Genomic DNA, 19,676 nt, shown 5'->3' on the forward strand with positions numbered 1-19,676 from the left:
CCGGCGGGACCATGCCCCGGACAGCGCCGTCCCGAGGACGGCCGCACCGCCGGCGAGGGCGAGGCCCAGCGCCCCACGGCACCTGGGCGATCGGCCCGCACGGTCAGGGCGGCCGCGCCCCATGGGACCGGCGGGGGCGGTAGGCCGTCGACGCGGCGGGCGCCGGCGGCCACCGGTCATCGGACCTCCAGGCCGTCGGCGCGCAGGGCATCCTTGACCTGGGCGACGGTGAGGATCCCGAAGTGGAAGACGCTCGCCGCCAGGACGGCGTCGGCGCCGGCGCGGACGGCCGGCGGGAAGTCCTCGGGCCGCCCCGCGCCCCCGGAGGCGATCAGCGGCACGGTCGTGGCGGCGCGGGCCGCGCGGATCAGCTCGAGGTCGAAGCCCTGCTCGGTGCCGTCGGCGTCCATCGAGTTCAGGAGGATCTCGCCGGCTCCGCGGCGTGTCACCTCCTCGATCCAGGCGATCGCGTCGATCCCCGTGCCGCGGCGTCCGCCATGGGTGGTCACCTCGAAGCCGCTGCCCGCTTGCGCGGTGCCCTGCGGGGACTCGTCCGTGACCCGACGGGCGTCCACGGAGATCACCAGCACCTGATTGCCGAAGCGCTCGGCGATCTCGCCCACCAGCTCGGGACGCGCGATCGCGGCGGTGTTGACGCCCACCTTGTCGGCCCCGGCGCGCAGCAGCTGGTCGACGTCCTGGACGGAGCGGACGCCGCCGCCGACGGTCAGGGGGATGAAGATCTGCTCGGCCGCGGCACGGACCACGTCGATCATCGTCGCGCGACACTGCGTCGAGGCGGAGACGTCCAGGAAGGTCAGCTCGTCGGCGCCCATCTCGTCGTATCGGGCGGCGAGCTCGACGGGATCCCCGGCGTCGCGGAGGTCGCGGAAGTTGACGCCCTTGACCACCCGACCGGCGTCGACGTCGAGGCAGGGGATCACGCGCACGGCAAGGCTCATGCCCCGATCATCCCAGACCCCGCTCCGGGGCGGGCGCCCGTCCGAACCCGGCCGACGGGCCCACGACTCCGGCACGATGCGCTCCGGCGTTCCGACGGGTCCGGAAGAGTCCGGACCCGTCGGACCGGGTGGCCGACGTGCGGCGCGCCGTCCGCGAGGTCACGCGTCGATGCGTTCCTGGTCGAGCTCGGAGGCGCCCTCGATGATGAACTGCTTGCGGGGCGCGACGTCCGAGCCCATGAGCAGCTCGAACATCGTCGCGGCCGCCTCGGCGTCCTCGATGCGGACCCTGCGCAGGGTGCGGTGGCGCGGATCCATCGTCGTGTCGGCCAGCTGGTCGGCGTCCATCTCCCCGAGCCCCTTGTACCGCTGGATCGGCTCCTTGTAGCGCTTGTTGCGGCGCTCGAGGTTCTTCAGCAGACGGGTCAGCTCGGCCTCGGAGTACGTGTACACGTACTCGTTCTTCTTGGCGCCGCCATGGATGATCTCGACCCGGTGAAGCGGCGGGACGGCCGCGTAGATGCGCCCGGCGTCCAGCATCGGCCGCATGTAGCGGTGGAACAGCGTCAGCAGCAGGGTGCGGATGTGCGCGCCGTCGACGTCGGCGTCGCTCATCATGATGATCTTCCCGTAGCGCGCCGCGTCGAGGTCGAAGGTGCGTCCGGAGCCGGCCCCGAGCACCTGGATGATCGCGGCGCACTCGGCGTTCTTGAGCATGTCCGTGATCGACGCCTTCTGGACGTTGAGGATCTTGCCGCGGATGGGAAGCAGCGCCTGGAACTCCGAGCTGCGGGCGTGCTTGGCGGTGCCCAGGGCGCTGTCGCCCTCGACGATGAACAGCTCGCTGCGCTCGACCTCGTTGGAGCGGCAGTCGGCCAGCTTGGTGGGCATGGTCGAGGACTCCAGCGCGTTCTTGCGGCGCGAGACCTCCTTGTGCATGCGGGCCGCGATGCGGGCGCGCATCTCGGAGACCACCTTGTCCAGCACGAGCGCCGCCTGCTCCTTCTCGCCCTTCTTCGTGGAGGACAGCACCTCGGTCAGACGCTCCTCGACCACCCGGGAGACGATCTGGCGGATCGCGGGCGTCCCGAGGATCTCCTTGGTCTGCCCCTCGAACTGCGGCTCCTCGAGACGGACGGTGACCACGGCGGTCAGGCCCGCCAAGGTGTCGTCCTTCTCGATCTTCTCGTTCTTGGCGTTGAACTTCACGCGCCGGGCCTGGGCCTCGACCTGCTTGCGCACGGTCTTCAGCAGCGCCTGCTCGAAGCCGGCCACGTGGGTGCCGCCCTTGGGCGTCGCGACGATGTTGACGAACGACCGCAGCGTCGTCTCGTAGTCGCTGCCCCAGCGCAGGGCGATGTCGACGTGGCAGGTGCGGTCCACGTCCGTGGAGACCATGTGGCCCTGGGCGTCCAGGACGGGCACCGTCTCGGTGTAGCTCCCCTCCCCCTGCAGCCGCAGGACCTCGGTGATCGGCTCGTCCTGGGCCAGGTACTCGACGAACTCGGCGATCCCGCCGTCGTAGCGGTAGTCGACCGTCTCGGGGGCCTCCGGCATGCGCTCGGGGCGATGATCGGTCACCGCGATCTCGAGGCCGGGGATCAGGAAGGCTGTCTGACGGCAGCGCCGGGTGAGGTCCTCGATGCTGAAGTGCGATCCCTTGACGAAGATCTGCGGATCGGCCCAGTACCGCACGCGGGTCCCGGTGACGCCGCGCCGGGCCTTGGCGACGATGCGCGGCTCGGCCGGTCCCGAGGTCGCGGTGAACGGGGCCTGGGGATCCGGTCCCTCGGCCGGGTCGGTGAAGACACACGGGACGCCCCGGTGGAAGGACATCGCGTAGGTCTTGCCCGCGCGGTCGACCTCGACGTCCAGGCGCTCGGAGAGGGCGTTGACGACGGAGGCGCCCACCCCGTGCAGACCCCCGGAGGCGGCGTACGAGCCGCCGCCGAACTTCCCGCCGGCGTGCAGCTTGGTGTAGACCACCTCGAGGCCGGTCAGCCCGGTACGGGGCTCGACGTCGACGGGGACACCGCGACCGCGGTCCCGGACCGACACGGAGCCGTCCGGGTGCAGCTCGACGTCGATCCGTTCCCCGTGACCGCCCAGGGCCTCGTCGACGGAGTTGTCGAGGATCTCCCAGAGGCAGTGCATGAGGCCGCGGGAGTCCGTCGAGCCGATGTACATGCCGGGGCGCTTGCGGACGGCCTCGAGGCCCTCGAGGACCTGGAGGTTGCGGGCGTCGTAGGCGGAGCTGCGTGAAGATGACACGCCTGTGATTCTACGGGGCCGGGCCCGTTGCGCGGTGAGCGAACCTGTGGCGCAGCTCGCCCCGCAACGGGGCCCGCTCTGTTTGAATGGCTCCCATGAACATGACGCTCGAAGCCCCCCGCCTGACGGCTCACGACCGCTGCGACCGCTGCGGTGCTCAGGCGTACGTCAAGGTGGTCCTCGCTGCCGGTGGCGAGCTGCTCTTCTGCGCCCACCATGCCCGCGCCCACGAGGATGCCCTGCGTCCCCTGGCCGCCGAGATCATCGACGAGAGCGACCGCCTGCACCGCAAGCCGGAGCCGGTCGAGGACTGACCTCCCCATCCCGTCACGAGGGCCCCGCACCGCTTCGGTGCGGGGCCCTCGTCGTCGTGGACGCGGGGATCCTCAGCCGACGTCGAGGGCGTCGATCGTGGCGGCGTACTCGAGCTCCTCGTGCTCCGGACGGCGCGGGTCCGGTTCCCGGAGACCTGTCGGGCGCAGACCCAGGCGCTCGTAGCTCCGTCGTGCCGGGAGGTTGTCGTCGGTGACGTGCAGGTGCAGCCCCGTCGCGCCGAGCGCCCTCGCCTCCGCTGCCGCCCGGGCGAAGAGCGCACGGGTGACGCCACGGCCGCGGTGGTCCGGATGCACGAACATCGCCACGACGCACAGCGAGGTCCCGGAGCGCGGTGCGGCGATCTCCGAGCCTGTCGGAGCCGCTGGGGCCGTCGATGCGGCCGCCCCGTCCCGGACCTCGACGACGAGCCCGAGTCCGCCCACCACGGCGCCGTCCGTCGTCACCGCCTGCCAGAACCGGACGGATCCCTCCAGGCTCGTCCGCCACTGGTCCGCGCTGCGATCGACGACCTGCTCGTCGGTGGTGAAGAACGCGTCGGGCGCCTCCTGCAGCATGCGCAGTCGCTGGTCGCGGTGGGATGCCCAATGCTCGGGCAGGACACGGCGCACGTGGGAGAAGCCGTGCTGCGCTGCGGGCGTGGTCATCGCGCCATCGTAGGGTCGGGCCATCGCATGGTCCGAGCGATCACAGCACCGTGTGCCTCCAGGTCCCGTCGACGGGCTCGTAGACGATCCGGATGTGCCGGCGATCCGCCGAGCCCTGCCAGAACTCGACGCGCGCGGCCACGACACGCCACAGCTGCCAGTCGCCCCGAGGGACATCGGCGCGGGCGGCGGCGCTGCGGGCGGCGAGGTCCGCCCCGCTCTCGTGGCGGGATGCCTCGACGACCACACCGCGCACCCGCACCGCGCGCAGCACCCCGGGCCACCAGAAGGCCAGGGCCGCTGCGGGGCGGGCCCTCAGCTGGGACCCCTTCCGGCTCGAGACGGGGCCGGCGAACGCCCAGCCCCGGGCGTCGACCCCCTTGAGCAGCAGCGTCCGTGCGTCGGGCACGCCGTCGGCGTCGACAGTGGCCAGCGTCATCGCATGGGGTTCGGGGACCCCCGCCGCCACCGCCTGGTCGAGCCATCGCACGAACAGTGCGACGGGGTCCTGGGGCAGCGCGTCGAGCCCGTGAACGGGTGCCGTGCCCGTCAGGCTCGGGAGGGCACGCAGGCGTGCCGCGAGATCGTCCATGCCCGCAGGGTACGCGGGGCCCGTGCCCAGGCGATGCCCGACGGACCCCGACGACGAGAGCCCCCGCACCGTGGTGCGGGGCTCTGCTGGAGATCGTGGTGCCCCGCGCGGGGGCGCGAGGCCGGAGGCTCAGTCCAGGTAGTCGCGCAGGACCTGCGACCGCGAGGGATGGCGCAGCTTGCTCATCGTCTTGGACTCGATCTGGCGGATCCGCTCCCGGGTCACGCCGTAGACCTTGCCGATCTCGTCGAGGGTCTTGGGCTGACCGTCCTCGAGGCCGAAGCGCATCGCGACGACGCCCGCCTCCCGCTCGGAGAGGGTGTCCAGCACCGAGTGCAGCTGCTCCTGGAGGAGGGTGAAGCTCACGGCATCGGCGGGGACGACGGCCTCGGAATCCTCGATGAGGTCGCCGAACTCGCTGTCGCCGTCCTCGCCCAGCGGGGTGTGCAGGGAGATCGGCTCGCGCCCGTACTTCTGGACCTCGACGACCTTCTCCGGGGTCATGTCGAGCTCCTTGGCGAGCTCTTCCGGGGTGGGCTCGCGGCCCAGGTCCTGGAGCATCTGGCGCTGCACGCGGGCGAGCTTGTTGATGACCTCGACCATGTGGACGGGGATGCGGATGGTGCGGGCCTGATCGGCCATGGCGCGGGTGATGGCCTGGCGGATCCACCACGTCGCGTAGGTCGAGAACTTGTAGCCCTTGGAGTAGTCGAACTTCTCCACGGCGCGGATGAGGCCGAGGTTGCCCTCCTGGATGAGGTCCAGGAACAGCATCCCGCGGCCGGTGTAGCGCTTGGCCAGCGACACGACCAGGCGCAGGTTCGCCTCGAGCAGGTGGTCCTTGGCCGCGCGGCCGTCCTGGGCGATGATCGCGAGCTCGCGCCCGGCCTTGGTCTTGACCAGGGACTCGTCGCCCTTGATCTTCTGCTCGGCGTACAGGCCCGCCTCGATGCGCTCGGCGAGCTCGACCTCCTGGGCGGCGTTGAGCAGAGCGACCTTGCCGATCTGCTTGAGGTAGTCCTTGACCGGGTCCGCGGTGGCGCCGGCGGTCACGACCTGCTGGGCCGGGGAGTCGTCCTCGGCGGCGGTGACGACGAAGCCGCCGGCGCTCTCGTGCTCCTCGGCCTCCTTCGTCTTGGCCGTGCGCTGCTCGGCCTCCTCGGCCGACTCCTCGGTCGAGGCGTCCTCGGCCGAATCCTCGGCGGCGGCCTTGGCCGCGGCCTTCTTGGCGGCGGCGGTGGTCCGGGCGGCCGGCTTCTTGGCACGCGAGGCCGGAGCCTTCTTGGCGGGAGCCTTCGTGGCCGTCGCGGTCGCGGTCGTCGCGTCGTCCGAGGACGCCGACGTGGTGGCGGCCGTCTTCGCAGCGGTGGCCTTCGTGGCGGGGGCCTTGCGGCGGGTGGTCTTCTTGACGTCGTCCGCGGCCGGGGCGTCGGCCGTGGTGGAGGTCTTGGAGGAGGCAGTCACGCGGTTCCTTCTTCCGGCAGACCGCGGCGCGGCGGTCCGTCTTGCTCGGGCGATCGGTTCTCTGAGCTCGGCTCGACCGCTCCGGGTCTCGGACGTCGCGGCGGCCCATGGGGCGTCCTGCTCTCGGGGAGCGTGCACGGTGCGCGGCGTGGCCGGCCCGGCGGCAAGCCTGACAAGTATAACGTCCGGGCCGTCGAGGTATTCCTCAGGTTCGGTCCCTCGGGCCCCCGAGGGTCACGCCGCCTGCAGCGCGGCGGTGTCCTTGACGGCGAGGACGGGGCAGGTCGCGGCGAGGACCACGCGGCGGGCGGTGGCACCGAGGTTGAGCTTGCCCATCGGGGAGGAACCGCGCAGACCGATCACGATCGTCGTGGCCGTGACGTCCTCGGCGGTGTCGAGGAGGAACTGCGCGACGTCCTCGGCGTCGGAGATCCGCACCTCGACCAGGAGGTCCGCCGCGTCGTCGCCCAGCTGGGAGAGCACCTCCTCGCGCGGGGACGTGGCCCGCCCCCCGTCGGGGTCGGAGTACGCGTGCGAGGCGACCACGAGCCCCGTGCGACGGCGGCGCGCGGCGCGGATGCCTGCGGCGAGGGCCGCACGGCCCTGGGGCGAGGGTGCGTAGGCGACGACGACTGTCATCGTCACTCCTCCCGGACACGACCGGCGGTGGTGTCGGCGACTCCGACGACCCTGGTGCCCCCGGTCTCCGGACCGACCCTAGACCCCAGGAGGTCGTGGATCCACCCGGCGAGCGCCGGGGAGGTCACCAGGAACCCGTCGTGGCCCAGCGGCGAGTGGATCACGTGGAACTCGGCGTCGTCGACACCCTCGGCGATCTGCTCGCTCATCGCCAGGGGGAACAGGCGGTCGGTGTCGACGCCCACGACGAGGGTGCGCGCGGTCACCGTCGACAGCGCCGCGGCCAAACCTCCGCGGCCACGCCCGACGTCATGGGCGTCCATCGCCTCGACGAGACGGAGGTAGGAGTTCGCGTCGAAGCGTCGGACCAGCTTGTCGGCGTGGTGGTCGAGATAGCTCGCGACCTGGAAGCGCTGGTCCCAGGCGTCATCCTGGCGCCGGTTGCCGAATCGTCCCTCGAGCTCGGAGGCCGTCCGGTAGGTCGTGTGAGCGATCCGTCGGGCGATCCCGAGACCGTCCTGCGGACCGTCCTCGGGAGGGCTGTCGTAGTAGTCCCCGCCGTGGAACCCGCTCGAGCCGCGGATCGCCGCCAGCTGCGCGCTGTTCCACGCGATCTGATCGGCGCTCGCGCGGGCGCAGCTCGCGATCACGGCGAGGCGTCGAACCTGCTGCGGGGCGGTGACAGCCCACTCGACGGCTCGCATGCCCCCCATCGAGCCGCCGATCACGAGCGCCCAGGACCCGATGCCCAGGCGCGCGGTCAGGGCGAGCTCGGCGTGGACCTGGTCTCGCGTCGTGATGGCCGGGAACCGGCTGCCCCAGGGAGCGCCGTCGGGACCGGGAGATGCAGGTCCCGTCGATCCCTGGCAGCCGCCGAGGACGTTGGGTGCCACCACGAAGTACCGGTCGGTGTCGATCGCGCGACCGGGTCCGATGAGGTCCTCCCACCATCCCGCGGTCGGATGCCCGGGACCGGCCGGGCCACGGGCGTGGGAGTCGCCCGTCAGCGCATGCAGCACGAGCACGGCGTTGCCGCCGTCGGCGTCGAGCTCGCCCCAGGTCTCGTAGGCGAGGGTGACGGGAAGGGTGGAGCCGTTCTCGAGCGCGAGCGGTCCGATGTCCAGGAACGTCCGTGCCCCGATGGGATCGCCCGCGCGCCATGCACCGCTGACGGGCGACGGTGCGCGACCCGGGGCATGAGCGACCATCGATCGTGCCTCCTCGGGCGTTCCGGGCGTACCGGCGGGTGCGGGCGACCTCTCAGAGGCCTGTCCGCGGGGTCCAGGCGGGCGGGAGCCCCGCCCCCGCCATGAGCGCGACCCATCGTGCCAGAGAGTGCTCGGGGTCGTGCCGGCACACGTCGTCCGCGAGCGATCCGGCGGTCGCGAACCGATGGTTCCACCACGCCAGGAGCGCGAGCAGAGCCGCGAGATCGCACCAGGCATCCTGCGCGACGTAGCGCTCGGTCCGAGGGTGAGGGGCACCCGGGGGGCGCAGGACGGCCTCGGCGAGCGCGAGGCCCTCGTACCACTGCCCACCTGGGGTGATGCTCGCATGCGGGACGGAACGGGGGTCGCGCAGGAGGTGGCTCGGGGGGCCGGAGCAGGGTGTGCGGTCACCCTTCCCGCGACCCAGGAAGATCGCGGTGAGGCGGTCACGCCGCAGCGGATCCCGGAGGTCGGCGGACAGGACGCACAGGCGTTCACACACGGTCATGCACAATGCGGACGACGGCTCGTCCCGGCGTGCGCGATAGCTCGACAGTGCCTCCAGCGCTGCTCTCCAGGTCTCCTCGATCCGCGGGCGCGGCAGAGCGGGCGACGGGGTGGGCGGGTCGAGGATCAGGACAGCTCGCAGGGGCCCCGGTCCTGGTCCGTCCGCGCCGGGCGCGTCCTCCCCTGCGAGCACCGCCTCGGCGGCGACGAGCGTCGAGTCCGCCCCGTCGAGAGGCACGGGCGGGGCGACCGAGATGTCGATCGCATCGGCGCCCGTCGACGGACAAGGAGCCCCGCCACCATCGTGGAGGTGCGCACCGGGGCTCATCGCATGTGCCCGGACGGCAGTCGCACGCGAACCCGCCAGGACCCACAGCTCCCCCAGGTCGAAGCCCGGGGCGGCGGTCCCGGCCAGGGCCAGCAGGCGCATGGCGGCGAGCACCCCGTCGAGCTCCGCCTCGCACGGTTCGGCCATCAGGTCCTGCGGATCCTCGCAGGAGCCGTGGCCGTCATCCGGATGCGCCGGGCAGTGCGACGCGTGGCAGACCCGCTCGCGGCCATCACCCACGACCACGATGCCGAAGGCCCCGTCGGCACCGGCGCCGACCAGCGCCGACAGGAGGTCCGTGACGGCTCCCGGACCGCCGTGCCCCGTGGCCTGCGCCAGGTCGATCCGCGCCGTGACGACGGTGCGACGACGGCCCACGTGCCCGATCAGTGCGATCGAGTCCCGGGGCGCGGCACGCATCTGCAGGTGGACCTGCGCGAGGAGCTCCGCGGGCTCGCGCGCCCGAAGGGTCCTGGGCGTCGAGGCCCCGGCGATCGAGGGGATGTCCGAGGGGATGTCCGAGGGGATGCTGGGAGGTGGTGCCGCGCTGTCCATGGGACGATGCTGGTCCCCGGAGCTCCCCGTCCGCCATGATCAGGGGTGCAATGGGGACAAGTCCGACCGCACGTCATCTCGTGCTCCTGGGGAGGGAACGCGGCCGCCGACGGCGGCCGGGTCACCCGACCGCCCGACGCCCCCGTGATCGCCCATCGCCCAGCGCCCAGCGCCCCCTGCCCCGGCGCCCCAGGAGGGACCCATGACCCCCAGCACCCGGCCCGTGCCGCCTGCTCCCGTCGCAGCGGAGCCGCGTCTCGACGACCAGCTCCCGACCACGGTGCGCACGGTGCTCGCGGACGTCCTCACCGCGCGGCGCGCGGAGCTCACGGCGATCGCCCCGGAGACCACCGAGCTCCTGGACCTGCTGTCGGTGTTCCTCGAGGGCGGCAAGCTCCTGCGCCCGCGCTTCTGCTTCTGGGGCGGCACCGCCGTGCGGGTCCCCGACGACGCCGAGCGCGCCCGCCTCGCCGCGCTCGGTGCGGCGATCGAGCTCGTGCAGGCGGCCGCCCTGCTCCACGACGATGTCATGGACCATGCCCTCACCCGCCGCGGACGCCCGGCAGCCCACATCGCGGCGGCGGACACCCATCGTGCGCGGGCACTGGCAGGGGATTCCGCGGATCACGGCCGTGCGGTCGCGATCATCCTCGGGGATCTCGCGCTGTCCTGGGCCCACGCACTCGTGACCCGCACGGTCGCGGGCCTTCGTACCGCGCCGGCGGTCCAGCGCGAGTTCGACCGTCTGACCACGGAGGTCATGGCCGGGCAGTACCTGGACATGCTCCATCAGGCAGGCGGCTTCGCATCGGCCCCGGACGCGACGGACGCCGCACGTGAGGTCATCCGCTGGAAGACCGTCCCGTACACGGTGCTGCGGCCGTTGCGGATGGGTGCGGCGCTGATGGGCGCCGACGACGGGCTGCTCGCGGTGCTGGACCGCTATGCCGTCGCCACCGGTACGGCGTTCCAGCTGCTCGACGACCTCCTGGGAGTGTTCGGCGACGAGGAGGCGACGGGCAAGACCGCGAGCGGTGACATCCTCGAGGGCAAGCGCACGGTGCTGCTGGCCCTCACCGGAGACCGTGCCGACGCCTCGGAGGCCCGGATCGTGGAGGACGTCGCAGGTGACGGCGCGGCGAGCGCGGAGGACGTCGCCGAGGTGCGACGGATCATGCGCTCCTCGGGAGCGGCGCGCGCCGTCGGCGCGATGATCGAGGACGGACGCGCGGAGGCGCTGTCGATCCTCGCGTCCTCGGAGGCCGACCGCCTGACGCCGGAGGCCCGTGACGCCCTGGCCGGACTCGCCCGTGCCGCCAGCTCGCTGACGGGGCTCGACCTCGGCTGAGGTCGGTCGAGCGCGACCCGGCGCGAGGTCCCGTCGTCGACGGGTCCCCTCAGAAGGCCAGGGACTGCGCCCTGCGTCGCACCTCGCCGCGCTGACCCTCGCGGAGGCGGTCGATGGGGCGGCCGGGGAGCGTGTCGTCCTCGGTGAAGAGCCAGCTCAGGAGCTCGTCGTCGGTGTACCCGGCGTCGCGCAGCACCGTGATGGTCCCCGCGAGGTGGGGCACGATGGCCTCCTCGAGGATCATCGCCGTGGGGACCGAGCGGACGACGGGCTCGCCGCGGCGCACGGCCACCAGCTGCCCCTCGTCGATCAGCCTGCGGACGCGGGAGGTCTCGATGCCCAGGCGCTCGGCGACGTCGGGCAGGGTCAGCCACTCGCCGACCAGTTCATCCAGGGTGCTCACGGGTCCAGGGTGCCATGCCTGCGACCCGCGCGTCGCGTCGCCCGCACCCGGACGGTTCCGACGTCGGCAAGGTCTCACCTCGCGCGCATGGCGCCCGCGTGTGTCGCAGCCCGGGCGTCCAGGGCCCCGGCCATACACTGACCAGCGTGAGCGCGGCGCCGTCCACTTCCCCGGACCTCGGCCTGCTCCTCGACCATCGCTACCGTGTCGAGGAGCTCATCGCGCGCGGCGGAATGGCGACCGTGTACCGCGGCCTCGACGAGCGGCTCGACCGGCCCGTCGCCCTGAAGATCATGCACCCCCACCTGGCGGCCGACCCGGTGTTCCTCGCGCGCTTCGCCCGCGAGGCGCGCTCGGCGGGACGCCTGGCCCACCCGCACGTGGTCCCGGTCTTCGACCAGGGCGAGGACGCGGGCCGCGTCTACCTCGCGATGGAGCTGGTGGAGGGTCCGACCCTCCGCGCCGTCCTGGCCGAGGAGGGCCCGCTGACCGTGCGCGAGTCGGTGCGCATCGCGATCGGTGTGGCCGAGGCGGTCCGCGCCGCGCACCGCGCGGGGATCATCCACCGCGACATCAAGCCCGAGAACATCCTGCTGGACACCGACGGCCGCGTCCGGGTCGCGGACTTCGGCCTCGCCCGGGCGATCGGCGCCGCCCAGACCTCGGCGACGGGCACCCTGCTGGGCACGGTCGCGTACGTGAGCCCCGAGATCGTGACGCGGGGCCAGGCCGACGAGCGCAGCGACCTCTACGCCCTCGGCGTGGTCCTCTTCGAGATGCTCACGGGCGCCCAGCCCTACCGCGGCGAGCTGCCGGTGCACATCGCCTTCCAGCACGTGCACGAGATCATGCCCGCACCCTCCCAGCGCGTGTCCTCGGTCCCGCGTGAGCTCGATGCCCTCGTCGCCTGGTGCTGCGAGCGCTCCCCCGAGTCCCGTCCCCAGGATGCCGATGCCGTGCTGCGGGTGCTCCAGGACGCCCTCGCCTCGTTGCCGGCGGCGGTCCTGGACGCCGATCCCGTCGTGGCGCTGACCCCCGACACCCACGACGTCCCCCGGGTCACCGCCTCCCTGGACGAGGCGGTGCTCCACCAGGACTCCCCGGCCCGGGTCTTCCCGTGGTCGGCCGGGATCGCCGGGACGGAGGACGAGGACGCCACGGATCGCGCCGCGGACGAGACCCCCGACAGCGCACAGGACCCCGACGCGGATCCGTCCCCGGCCATCGCGCCCGCCGGCCCGTCCCCACGGGAGGCCGCACCGGGATCGGACTCGACGGACCCCCAGGACGCGGAGGACCTTCCCGGGACCTCCACCCGCGATCTCACCCTGCGTCCCCCGCGGCCCCGTCGGGCCCGGCATCTCGCCCACCGGCGCAGGCGCCGCTCGAGGGCGCTGCGGCTGGTCGCGACGCTGTGCGTCGTCGCGCTCCTGGTCGCCGGCGCAGGTCTCGGGGTCCGCTGGTACGCGACCGAGGGTCCGGGCGGCGACCGCACCGTGCCGGTGCTGGCGGGCACCACCCTCGGGGACGCCGAGTCCGCGCTGGACGCCCAGGACCTCCTCGTCCGTACCCGGGACACCTTCAGCGACTCGGTGCCCGCAGGTCACGTCATCTCCGCCAAGCCCGCACCGGGCTCGACCGTCAAGCGCGGGGACGCCGTGCTGCTGCTCGTGTCGCGGGGGGTGCAGACCTTCACGGTGCCGGACGTCCGCGGCACCGCCCTGGCGGACGCGCGCGCCGCGATCGAGGGCGCGGGACTGTCGCTCGTCGAGGACGACCCCGCGTACGACGAGACCGTGCCGGAGGGCTCGGTCGTCAGCCAGCAGTCCTCCGCCGCCGCGCTGCCGGCAGGCGGCGAGGTCCACGTCGTGGTCTCCCGCGGGCCTCAGCCCGTCGCGGTCCCCGACACCGTGGGACGCACCGGCACGGACGCCAGGTCGGCCCTCGAGGCGCAGGGCTTCACGGTCTCGACCTCGGAGGCCTTCTCGACCTCCGTCGCCGCCGGGTCCGTCGTCTCGCAGAACCCCGCGGGGGGCAGCGCCCGTCGGGGTGCGACGGTCTCGATCGTGGTGTCCAAGGGGCCGGAGATGGCCGCGGTGCCCGACGTCTACCAGCAGACCGAGGCCCAGGCCACCCAGACCCTGCAGGCCGCAGGCTTCCAGGTCGCCGTGGCCTACGACCGCGGAGTGCCCGTCTTCGGCCTCGTCTACGCCCAGGATCCCGCCGGCGGCGGCCAGGCGCCGAAGGGCTCGACGATCACGATCCGGGTCCTCTGACCCACGGACAGCCCCCGCGCGCGAGGACGGGCCCGTCCCATCCCGGCAGGGGATGCGACGGGCCCGTCGTCACGGACGTCCTGTGCGCCGGAGACCTCAGTCCGTCCCGAGCATCTCGGCGACGAGGAAGGCCAGCTCGAGGGACTGCTGGTGGTTCAGGCGCGGGTCCACGAGGGTCTCGTAGCGACGCTCGAGACCGATCTCGTCGATCTCCCCGCTGCCGCCGAGCACCTCCGTGACGTCGTCCCCGGTGAGCTCCATGTGCAGTCCCGCCGGGACGGTCCCGAGGGCGCGGTGGACCTCGAAGAACCCGGTGACCTCGTCGAGGATGTCCTCGAACCGGCGGGTCTTGTAGCCGTTGGACGAGGTGATGGTGTTGCCGTGCATGGGATCGGTGACCCAGGCGACCTGCGCCCCGGCGTCCCGGACGCCCTGCACGAGCGCGGGCAGGCGGTCGCGGACCTTGGCGGCTCCCATGCGGGCCACGAACATGAGCCGGCCCGGGACCCGGTCGGGGTCCAGGCGGTCGATGAGGCGCAGGGCGTCGTCGACCGATGCGTCGGGCCCGAGCTTGACGCCGATGGGGTTGTTCACCGTCGACAGGAACGCCACGTGGGCGCCGTCGAGCTGTCGCGTGCGCTCCCCGATCCACAGGAAGTGGCCCGAGCAGTCGTAGATCTCCCCGGTGCGGGAGTCGATCCGGGTCAGCGCCTCCTCGTAGTCGAGCAGGAGCGCCTCGTGCGCGGCGTAGAACTCGACCTGGCGCAGGGCCTCGAAGTCGTACCCGCACGCCGCCATGAAGCGGACGGCCTTGTCGATGTCGTGGGCGATCCGCTCGTAGCGGTCGTAGCCGTGCCCGGAGATGAACCCCTGGTTCCAGGCGTGCACCTCGCGCAGGTCCGCGAAGCCCCCCGTGGTGAAGGCGCGCAGGAGATTCAGCGTCGAGGAGCTCGTGGTGTACATCTTCCACAGCCGCTCGGGGTCCGGACGGCGGGACTCCTCGGTGAAGGCGAAGCCGTTGACCGCGTCGCCGCGGTACGTGGGCAGCGTGACGCCGTCCACGGTCTCGGTGTCCGAGGAGCGCGGTTTGGCGAACTGCCCGGCCATGCGGCCCATCTTGATGACGGGCATCGAGGCCCCGTAGGTCAGCACCGCCGACATCTGCAGGATCGTCCGGATCTTGTTGCGGATCCGATCGGCCGTCGAGTCCGCGAAGGTCTCCGCGCAGTCCCCGCCCATGAGGACGAAGGCCTCCCCGCGGGCGGCGGCGGCCACGCGGTCACGCAGCTGATCCACCTCACCGGCGAACACGAGCGGCGGTGCGCTGCGCAGACGGGCGGACACCTCGGCGCGATGGCCCTCGTCGGGCCAGGTCGGCTGCTGGACCCGCGGGAGGTCGCGCCACGTCGAGAGCACGTCGAGCGCGTCGCTCGAGGCGGACAGGGCGAAGTCGTGGTCGTGGGCGCGGGTGGCGTGCTGCAGCGGGTTCACGCCCACAGGGTACGCAATCCCACCATGCGACCGGGCGCGCGCCCGAGTGCCGGGACGCCTCGGAGCGGCCGGGTCACCCGCGGTGGGGTCGGCGGCGCGGGCGTCGAGCGGTGCGGCCCGAGGCGCCGCCGGCCTCGGCCTCGCGCGCCGCCTGCTCGGCGAGCCGCCGCTTGGCCTCGGTGACGTACTCGTCGGCACGCTCCTGACCCGACAGCGCGGCGATGGCGTCGACGACGGCATCGGTGACGGCACGGAGGCGCTCACCCTCGAGCCGTGCGCCCGAGGCCTCGGCGATGGCGCGAGGATCCAGCGCCTCGCCGACCACGATCCGCATGCGCGGCCTGCGGCGCGGGAAGAACTTCCGTCCGCGCTGGGCCTCGAAGGTGCCGATCATGGCGATGGGGACGATCGGGCTGCCGGTCTCCAGCGCCATCCGCGCGGCACCGGTCCGTCCACGGTAGAGGCGTCCGTCGGGGCTGCGGCTGCCCTCGGGGTAGATGCCCAGCACGTTCCCGCTCTCGAGGATCGCGACGCCCGCGGTGATCGCGGCGCGCGAGGCCGAGCCGCCCGAGCGGTTGATCGGCATGACGCCGAGGCTCTTGAGGAATCCCGCGAGGGCCCGCGAGGCGATCCCGCGCCCGGCGAAGACGTCCGCCTTGGCCAGGAAGTGCACCCGACGGCTGACCTGGGTGGGCATGATCCAGGTGTCGGCGATCGCCAGGTGGTTGCTCGCGAGGATCACGCCGCCGGTGGCGGGGATGCGCTCGTCGCCCTCGAGGACGGGGTTCCAGGCCACCCGCACGATGGGGCGGACGATGGCCTTGGCGACCTCGTAGAACATGCGGCGTCCTTCCTCGGGGCGTGCTCGGGGCGCCGGGTGGGACCGGACACCGATCGGGGGTCGTGCGACGATGCACCCGTGACGTTCACGGAGCTCTCCAGGGCGTGGCATGCGCCGGCACACTGTACCGCGGACACCGTGGGCGGCGTCCTGCTGTGCCACGGCATCAGCGGCACCCCGCAGAGCCTCCGGCCCTGGGGCGAGGACCTCGCGGCCCGCGGCTGGGAGGTGAGCATCCCGCTCGTGCCCGGCCACGGCACCCGATGGCAGGACCTGGGGCGCGTCCGCTGGTCGCAGTGGCTCGAGCACCTGCGCGCCGCCGCCGCGGAGCTGGTGCGACGCCACGGGTCCGTCAGCATCGGCGGCCTGTCGATGGGCGGTGCCCTCGCGCTCGCCCTCGCCGAGGATCCAGGACTTGCCCCGCACGTCGACGCGCTCGCCCTGGTCAACCCCGCGGTGCGGCTGCCGCTGCCCGCACGGGCCGCGCTGCCGTTGCTGCGTCACGTCGTGGGGTCGATCCCGGGGATCGCCTCGGACATCGCCCTGGCGGGCGCGCACGAGGAGGCCTACGACCGGCTGTCGGTCCGCGGCGCCGATCAGCTGCGCCGCCTGCAGGCCCACGTCCGGCGGGGCCTGGGCACCGTCACCTGTCCCGTGCTGATCGCCACGTCACCGAGCGATCACGTGGTCGATCCGGGATCGAGCGATCTCGTGGCGAGACGGGTCGCCGGACCCGTGTCCCGCCTGGCGCTGACACGGTCCCACCACGTCGCGACGCTGGATCACGACGCGGGACGGATCCTCGAGCGCTCGGCCGTGTTCCTCGACCGGCATCGGTCCTCCGCGCGCGCCTGACCGCGCCGCGCGGCTCAGAGCTCGCGGGCGAGGTCCGCGGCGCCGATCATCCCGGCGCGGTTGCCGGTGCTGGCCTGCACGAACGGGGCCAGGCGCCGGTGCGTCCGGGCCGTGAGGGTGCGGGCGTAGCCGTCCCGTGCGGCGTCCAGGAGGATGTCGCCGGCGTCCGCGACCCCGCCGCCGACCACGATGATCTCGGGGTCCAGCACCGCGGCGATGCTCGCGGCGCCCGTGCCCAGCCAGCGACCCAGCTCGCGCATGTGGCGCAGGCAGCCGGGGTCTCCCTCGGCGGCGAGGCGGCTGATGAGGGGACCGTCGATCGCCGCGAGGTCACCGCTGGCGGCGGCGAGGACCGGGGCCATGAGGGGATCGTCGGCGGCGGCCTCGGCCCGCACCCCGCGCACGAGGGCCGTGCCCGAGGTGTACTGCTCGAGGCAGCCGCGGTTGCCGCATCCGCACCACTGCCCGCCGGGGACGGCGGTCATGTGGGCGATCTCGCCGGCGAAGCCGCCCGACCCCCGCACCAGACGCCCGTCGATCACGACGGCCCCGCCCAGCCCGGTGCCCACCGTCATCATGAGCATGGTGTCGGCGTCGGCCGCGGGTCCGAAGCGGAACTCCGCCCACCCGGCCGCGTTGGCATCGTTCTCCACGACGACCGGGAGGTCGACGAGGGCCTCGACGTGGTCGGCGAGATGGCGATCCCTCCAGGCGAGGTTCGCGGCGAAGACGACGGTCCGCCGATCGGCCCCCACGAAGCCCGCGGCCCCGATGCCGACGCCGACCACCTCGTGGACCTCGCGGAGCTCGCGGACGGCATCGGCCACGGCCTGCTCGAGCAGCTCGGGGTCCTGGGCGGGCGTCCGACGCTGGGCGCTGGCGATGATCCGCCCCTCCTCGTCCACCACGCCCGCGGCGATCTTCGTCCCGCCGATATCGACACCGATGGAGAGCATGGAAGGACCTTTCGACGATGCGGCGGGGGCAGGTGCCGGACGTGCTGTGCGCTCTCGCGCGGGTCTCGGCCCGCGCCCATGCTAGTGGTCGCGCACACCGTAGACTCCAGGGACCCTCCCCTACGGATCGAAGGAGATCACGTGAAGCAGTTCGGCACGGCGGCCATCGCCACGGCACGGGATGACGAGAACGCGACCGACCTGCTGCTGGGGCGCCTGGAGCGCTTCGGGAGCATCCCCATCTTCGAGCGCGCGACGGCGCCGGACACCTGGCAGCCCGTGGCCGTGAGTGCCTTCGTCGAGGACGCCCGCGCGCTCGCCAAGGGTCTCCTGGCCCTGGGTCTCCGCAGCGGCGACGGCGTCGCGATCATGTCCCGCACGCGGTACGAGTGGGCGCTCGTGGACTGGGCGATCTGGTTCGCCGGCGGTCTGTCCGTCCCCGTGTACGAGACGTCCTCCCCCTCCCAGATCCAGTGGATCCTCGGGGACTCCGGGGCGCGCTTCGCGATCGTCGAGACCCGGCGCCATGGCGAGGACGTCGCCTCCGTGCGCACCGAGCTGCCCGCGCTGGAGGGCATCGTGACCCTCGACGACGGCGCGATCGCCGAGCTGACCGAGAAGGGGCGCGCGATCGACGACGAGACGCTCGAGGCCGCGCGCACCAGCCGCGGCGCCCGCGACATCGCGACGATCATCTACACCTCGGGCACGACGGGACGTCCCAAGGGCGCCGAGCTGACGCACGCGAACTTCGTCGACACCTCCCGCAACGCCCTGGGCCTGCTCGGCGAGGGCGTCGTGCCCCCCGGTTCGCGCATGCTCATGTTCCTGCCGATGGCCCACGTGTTCGCACGCCTGCTCGTGGTGCTCGCCTCGAGCTGGGGGGTGACGACCGCCTTCACCCCCGACACCAAGAATCTCGTCGGGGACCTGCAGTCCTTCCGCCCGACGTTCCTGCTGGCCGTGCCCCGCGTGTTCGAGAAGGTCTACAACGCCGCCGAGCAGAAGGCCATCGCCGGGGGCAAGGGGAAGATCTTCCGCGCCGCTGCCGACACCGCGGTCGCCTACTCCGAGGCGCTCTCGACCTCGAAGCCGGGTCTGGCGCTGCGTGCTCGCCACGCCCTGTTCGACCGCCTGGTCTACTCCAAGCTGCGGGCCACCATGGGCGGGCAGGTCTCCTGGGCCGTCTCGGGCGGCGCGCCGCTCGGGGCACGTCTCGCGCACTTCTTCCGCGGCGTCGGCGTGACCATCCTCGAGGGCTACGGCCTCACCGAGACCACGGCGCCCGTGTGCGTGAACACGCCGTGGAACGTCAAGGTCGGCACCGTGGGGCCGCCGCTGCCCGGCGGCACCGTCGCGATCGACGACGACGGCGAGATCCTCGTCAAGGGCGTGATGGTGTTCGCCGGCTACCACGGCAACCCCGAGGCGACCGCCGAGGCGCTGCACGACGGCTGGTTCCGCACCGGGGACATCGGCTCCCTCGACGACGAGGGCTATCTGTCGATCACCGGACGCTCCAAGGAGCTGATCGTGACCGCGGGCGGCAAGAACGTCTCGCCGGCCGCGCTCGAGGACCAGATCCGCGCCGAGCCGCTGATCAGCCAGTGCGTCGTCGTGGGCGATCAGAAGCCCTTCGTCGCGTGCATCGTCACGCTGGACCCCGAGATGCTCCCGACCTGGCTGAAGAACCACGGCCGTCCTGAGCTCACGATCGCCGAGGCCGCGAAGGACGATGCCGTGCGCGCCGCCGTCCAGGCCGCGATCGACCGGGCCAACACGTCCGTGTCGCGTGCCGAGTCGATCCGCAAGTTCGAGATCATCGACACCGACTTCACCGAGGAGAACGGGTACCTCACGCCCTCGCTCAAGCTCAAGCGCAACGTGGTGGTCAAGGACTACTCCGACGTGATCGAGCACCTGTACTCCGGCCCCAAGCCCGCCGCGGGCAGCGGCGTGCAGCACGCGGGCGAGCGCTGAGTCCTCCGTGCCCGCCCTCG

Annotated in this window: 17 protein-coding genes; 5 read left to right on the plus strand and 12 right to left on the minus strand. The window is 72.8% G+C overall.

What is annotated here, in order from left to right; all coding sequences use genetic code 11:
- Window positions 1-176 precede the first annotated feature (176 nt).
- On the minus strand, window positions 177-962 hold the full coding sequence (gene hisF / locus ACT3TZ_RS03520; protein WP_444582011.1) for an imidazole glycerol phosphate synthase subunit HisF: 786 nt from the start codon (window positions 960-962) through the stop codon (window positions 177-179).
- A 159-nt stretch (window positions 963-1,121) separates the two neighbouring features.
- On the minus strand, window positions 1,122-3,233 hold the full coding sequence (locus tag ACT3TZ_RS03525) for a DNA gyrase/topoisomerase IV subunit B (protein WP_444582012.1): 2,112 nt from the start codon (window positions 3,231-3,233) through the stop codon (window positions 1,122-1,124).
- A 95-nt stretch (window positions 3,234-3,328) separates the two neighbouring features.
- On the opposite strand from ACT3TZ_RS03525, the gene ACT3TZ_RS03530 reads away from it, so the two are divergent.
- Window positions 3,329-3,547: a DUF7455 domain-containing protein gene (locus ACT3TZ_RS03530; RefSeq protein WP_444582013.1), complete on the plus strand. Its 219-nt coding sequence runs from the start codon at window positions 3,329-3,331 to the stop codon at window positions 3,545-3,547.
- A gap of 72 nt (window positions 3,548-3,619) precedes the next feature.
- On the opposite strand, the gene ACT3TZ_RS03535 is transcribed toward ACT3TZ_RS03530, so the two are convergent.
- From ACT3TZ_RS03535 to ACT3TZ_RS03560, 6 genes are all read right to left on the minus strand, one after another.
- Window positions 3,620-4,213: a GNAT family N-acetyltransferase gene (locus ACT3TZ_RS03535; RefSeq protein ID WP_444582014.1), complete on the minus strand. Its 594-nt coding sequence runs from the start codon at window positions 4,211-4,213 to the stop codon at window positions 3,620-3,622.
- 40 nt (window positions 4,214-4,253) lie between these two features.
- On the minus strand, window positions 4,254-4,805 hold the full coding sequence (locus ACT3TZ_RS03540) for a pyridoxamine 5'-phosphate oxidase family protein (RefSeq protein ID WP_444582015.1): 552 nt from the start codon (window positions 4,803-4,805) through the stop codon (window positions 4,254-4,256).
- A gap of 129 nt (window positions 4,806-4,934) precedes the next feature.
- Entirely contained in the window at window positions 4,935-6,407 is a 1,473-nt protein-coding gene (locus tag ACT3TZ_RS03545; RefSeq protein ID WP_444582016.1) for an RNA polymerase sigma factor, read from the minus strand.
- A 96-nt stretch (window positions 6,408-6,503) separates the two neighbouring features.
- The gene (locus tag ACT3TZ_RS03550) at window positions 6,504-6,908 is read right to left on the minus strand and encodes a universal stress protein (RefSeq protein ID WP_444582017.1); all 405 of its coding nucleotides are present in this window, start codon (window positions 6,906-6,908) and stop codon (window positions 6,504-6,506) included.
- A 2-nt stretch (window positions 6,909-6,910) separates the two neighbouring features.
- On the minus strand, window positions 6,911-8,116 hold the full coding sequence (metX, locus tag ACT3TZ_RS03555; RefSeq protein ID WP_444582018.1) for a homoserine O-acetyltransferase MetX: 1,206 nt from the start codon (window positions 8,114-8,116) through the stop codon (window positions 6,911-6,913).
- 52 nt (window positions 8,117-8,168) lie between these two features.
- A complete protein-coding gene (locus tag ACT3TZ_RS03560) occupies window positions 8,169-9,506 on the minus strand; it encodes a hypothetical protein (RefSeq protein ID WP_444582019.1) in 1,338 nt (445 codons plus the stop codon).
- Window positions 9,507-9,708: 202 nt separating this feature from the next.
- Between ACT3TZ_RS03560 and ACT3TZ_RS03565 the strand changes: the two genes are divergently transcribed.
- Window positions 9,709-10,854: a polyprenyl synthetase family protein gene (locus tag ACT3TZ_RS03565; RefSeq protein WP_444582020.1), complete on the plus strand. Its 1,146-nt coding sequence runs from the start codon at window positions 9,709-9,711 to the stop codon at window positions 10,852-10,854.
- A 49-nt stretch (window positions 10,855-10,903) separates the two neighbouring features.
- Here ACT3TZ_RS03565 and ACT3TZ_RS03570 read toward each other — a convergent pair whose 3' ends face one another.
- Window positions 10,904-11,257 (minus strand): Rv2175c family DNA-binding protein, encoded by a 354-nt coding sequence (locus tag ACT3TZ_RS03570; protein ID WP_444582021.1) that lies wholly within the window; start codon window positions 11,255-11,257, stop codon window positions 10,904-10,906.
- A gap of 146 nt (window positions 11,258-11,403) precedes the next feature.
- Between ACT3TZ_RS03570 and pknB the strand changes: the two genes are divergently transcribed.
- Complete coding sequence (pknB, locus tag ACT3TZ_RS03575; protein ID WP_444582022.1) at window positions 11,404-13,533, plus strand: Stk1 family PASTA domain-containing Ser/Thr kinase; 2,130 nt, start codon at window positions 11,404-11,406, stop codon at window positions 13,531-13,533.
- A gap of 96 nt (window positions 13,534-13,629) precedes the next feature.
- Here pknB and ACT3TZ_RS03580 read toward each other — a convergent pair whose 3' ends face one another.
- Together ACT3TZ_RS03580 and ACT3TZ_RS03585 are read right to left on the minus strand one after the other, a co-directional pair.
- Entirely contained in the window at window positions 13,630-14,976 is a 1,347-nt protein-coding gene (locus ACT3TZ_RS03580; protein ID WP_444582087.1) for a class II 3-deoxy-7-phosphoheptulonate synthase, read from the minus strand.
- A gap of 121 nt (window positions 14,977-15,097) precedes the next feature.
- Window positions 15,098-15,865 carry a lysophospholipid acyltransferase family protein gene (locus tag ACT3TZ_RS03585; RefSeq protein WP_444582023.1) on the minus strand — a complete coding sequence of 256 codons (768 nt, stop codon included), beginning with the start codon at window positions 15,863-15,865 and terminating at the stop codon, window positions 15,098-15,100.
- A gap of 78 nt (window positions 15,866-15,943) precedes the next feature.
- Here ACT3TZ_RS03585 and ACT3TZ_RS03590 point away from each other — a divergent pair, with 78 nt between their 5' ends.
- Window positions 15,944-16,720 (plus strand): alpha/beta hydrolase, encoded by a 777-nt coding sequence (locus tag ACT3TZ_RS03590; protein WP_444582024.1) that lies wholly within the window; start codon window positions 15,944-15,946, stop codon window positions 16,718-16,720.
- Between the two features lie 14 nt (window positions 16,721-16,734).
- Here ACT3TZ_RS03590 and ACT3TZ_RS03595 read toward each other — a convergent pair whose 3' ends face one another.
- Window positions 16,735-17,676, minus strand: a complete 942-nt coding sequence (locus ACT3TZ_RS03595; protein WP_444582025.1) for an ROK family glucokinase — start codon at window positions 17,674-17,676, stop codon at window positions 16,735-16,737.
- Window positions 17,677-17,817: 141 nt separating this feature from the next.
- Between ACT3TZ_RS03595 and ACT3TZ_RS03600 the strand changes: the two genes are divergently transcribed.
- Entirely contained in the window at window positions 17,818-19,656 is a 1,839-nt protein-coding gene (locus ACT3TZ_RS03600; RefSeq protein ID WP_444582026.1) for an AMP-dependent synthetase/ligase, read from the plus strand.
- Window positions 19,657-19,676 lie beyond the last annotated feature (20 nt).

The sequence above is a fragment of the Brachybacterium sp. AOP25-B2-12 genome (genome assembly GCF_052378625.1).
GTDB lineage: Bacteria > Actinomycetota > Actinomycetes > Actinomycetales > Dermabacteraceae > Brachybacterium.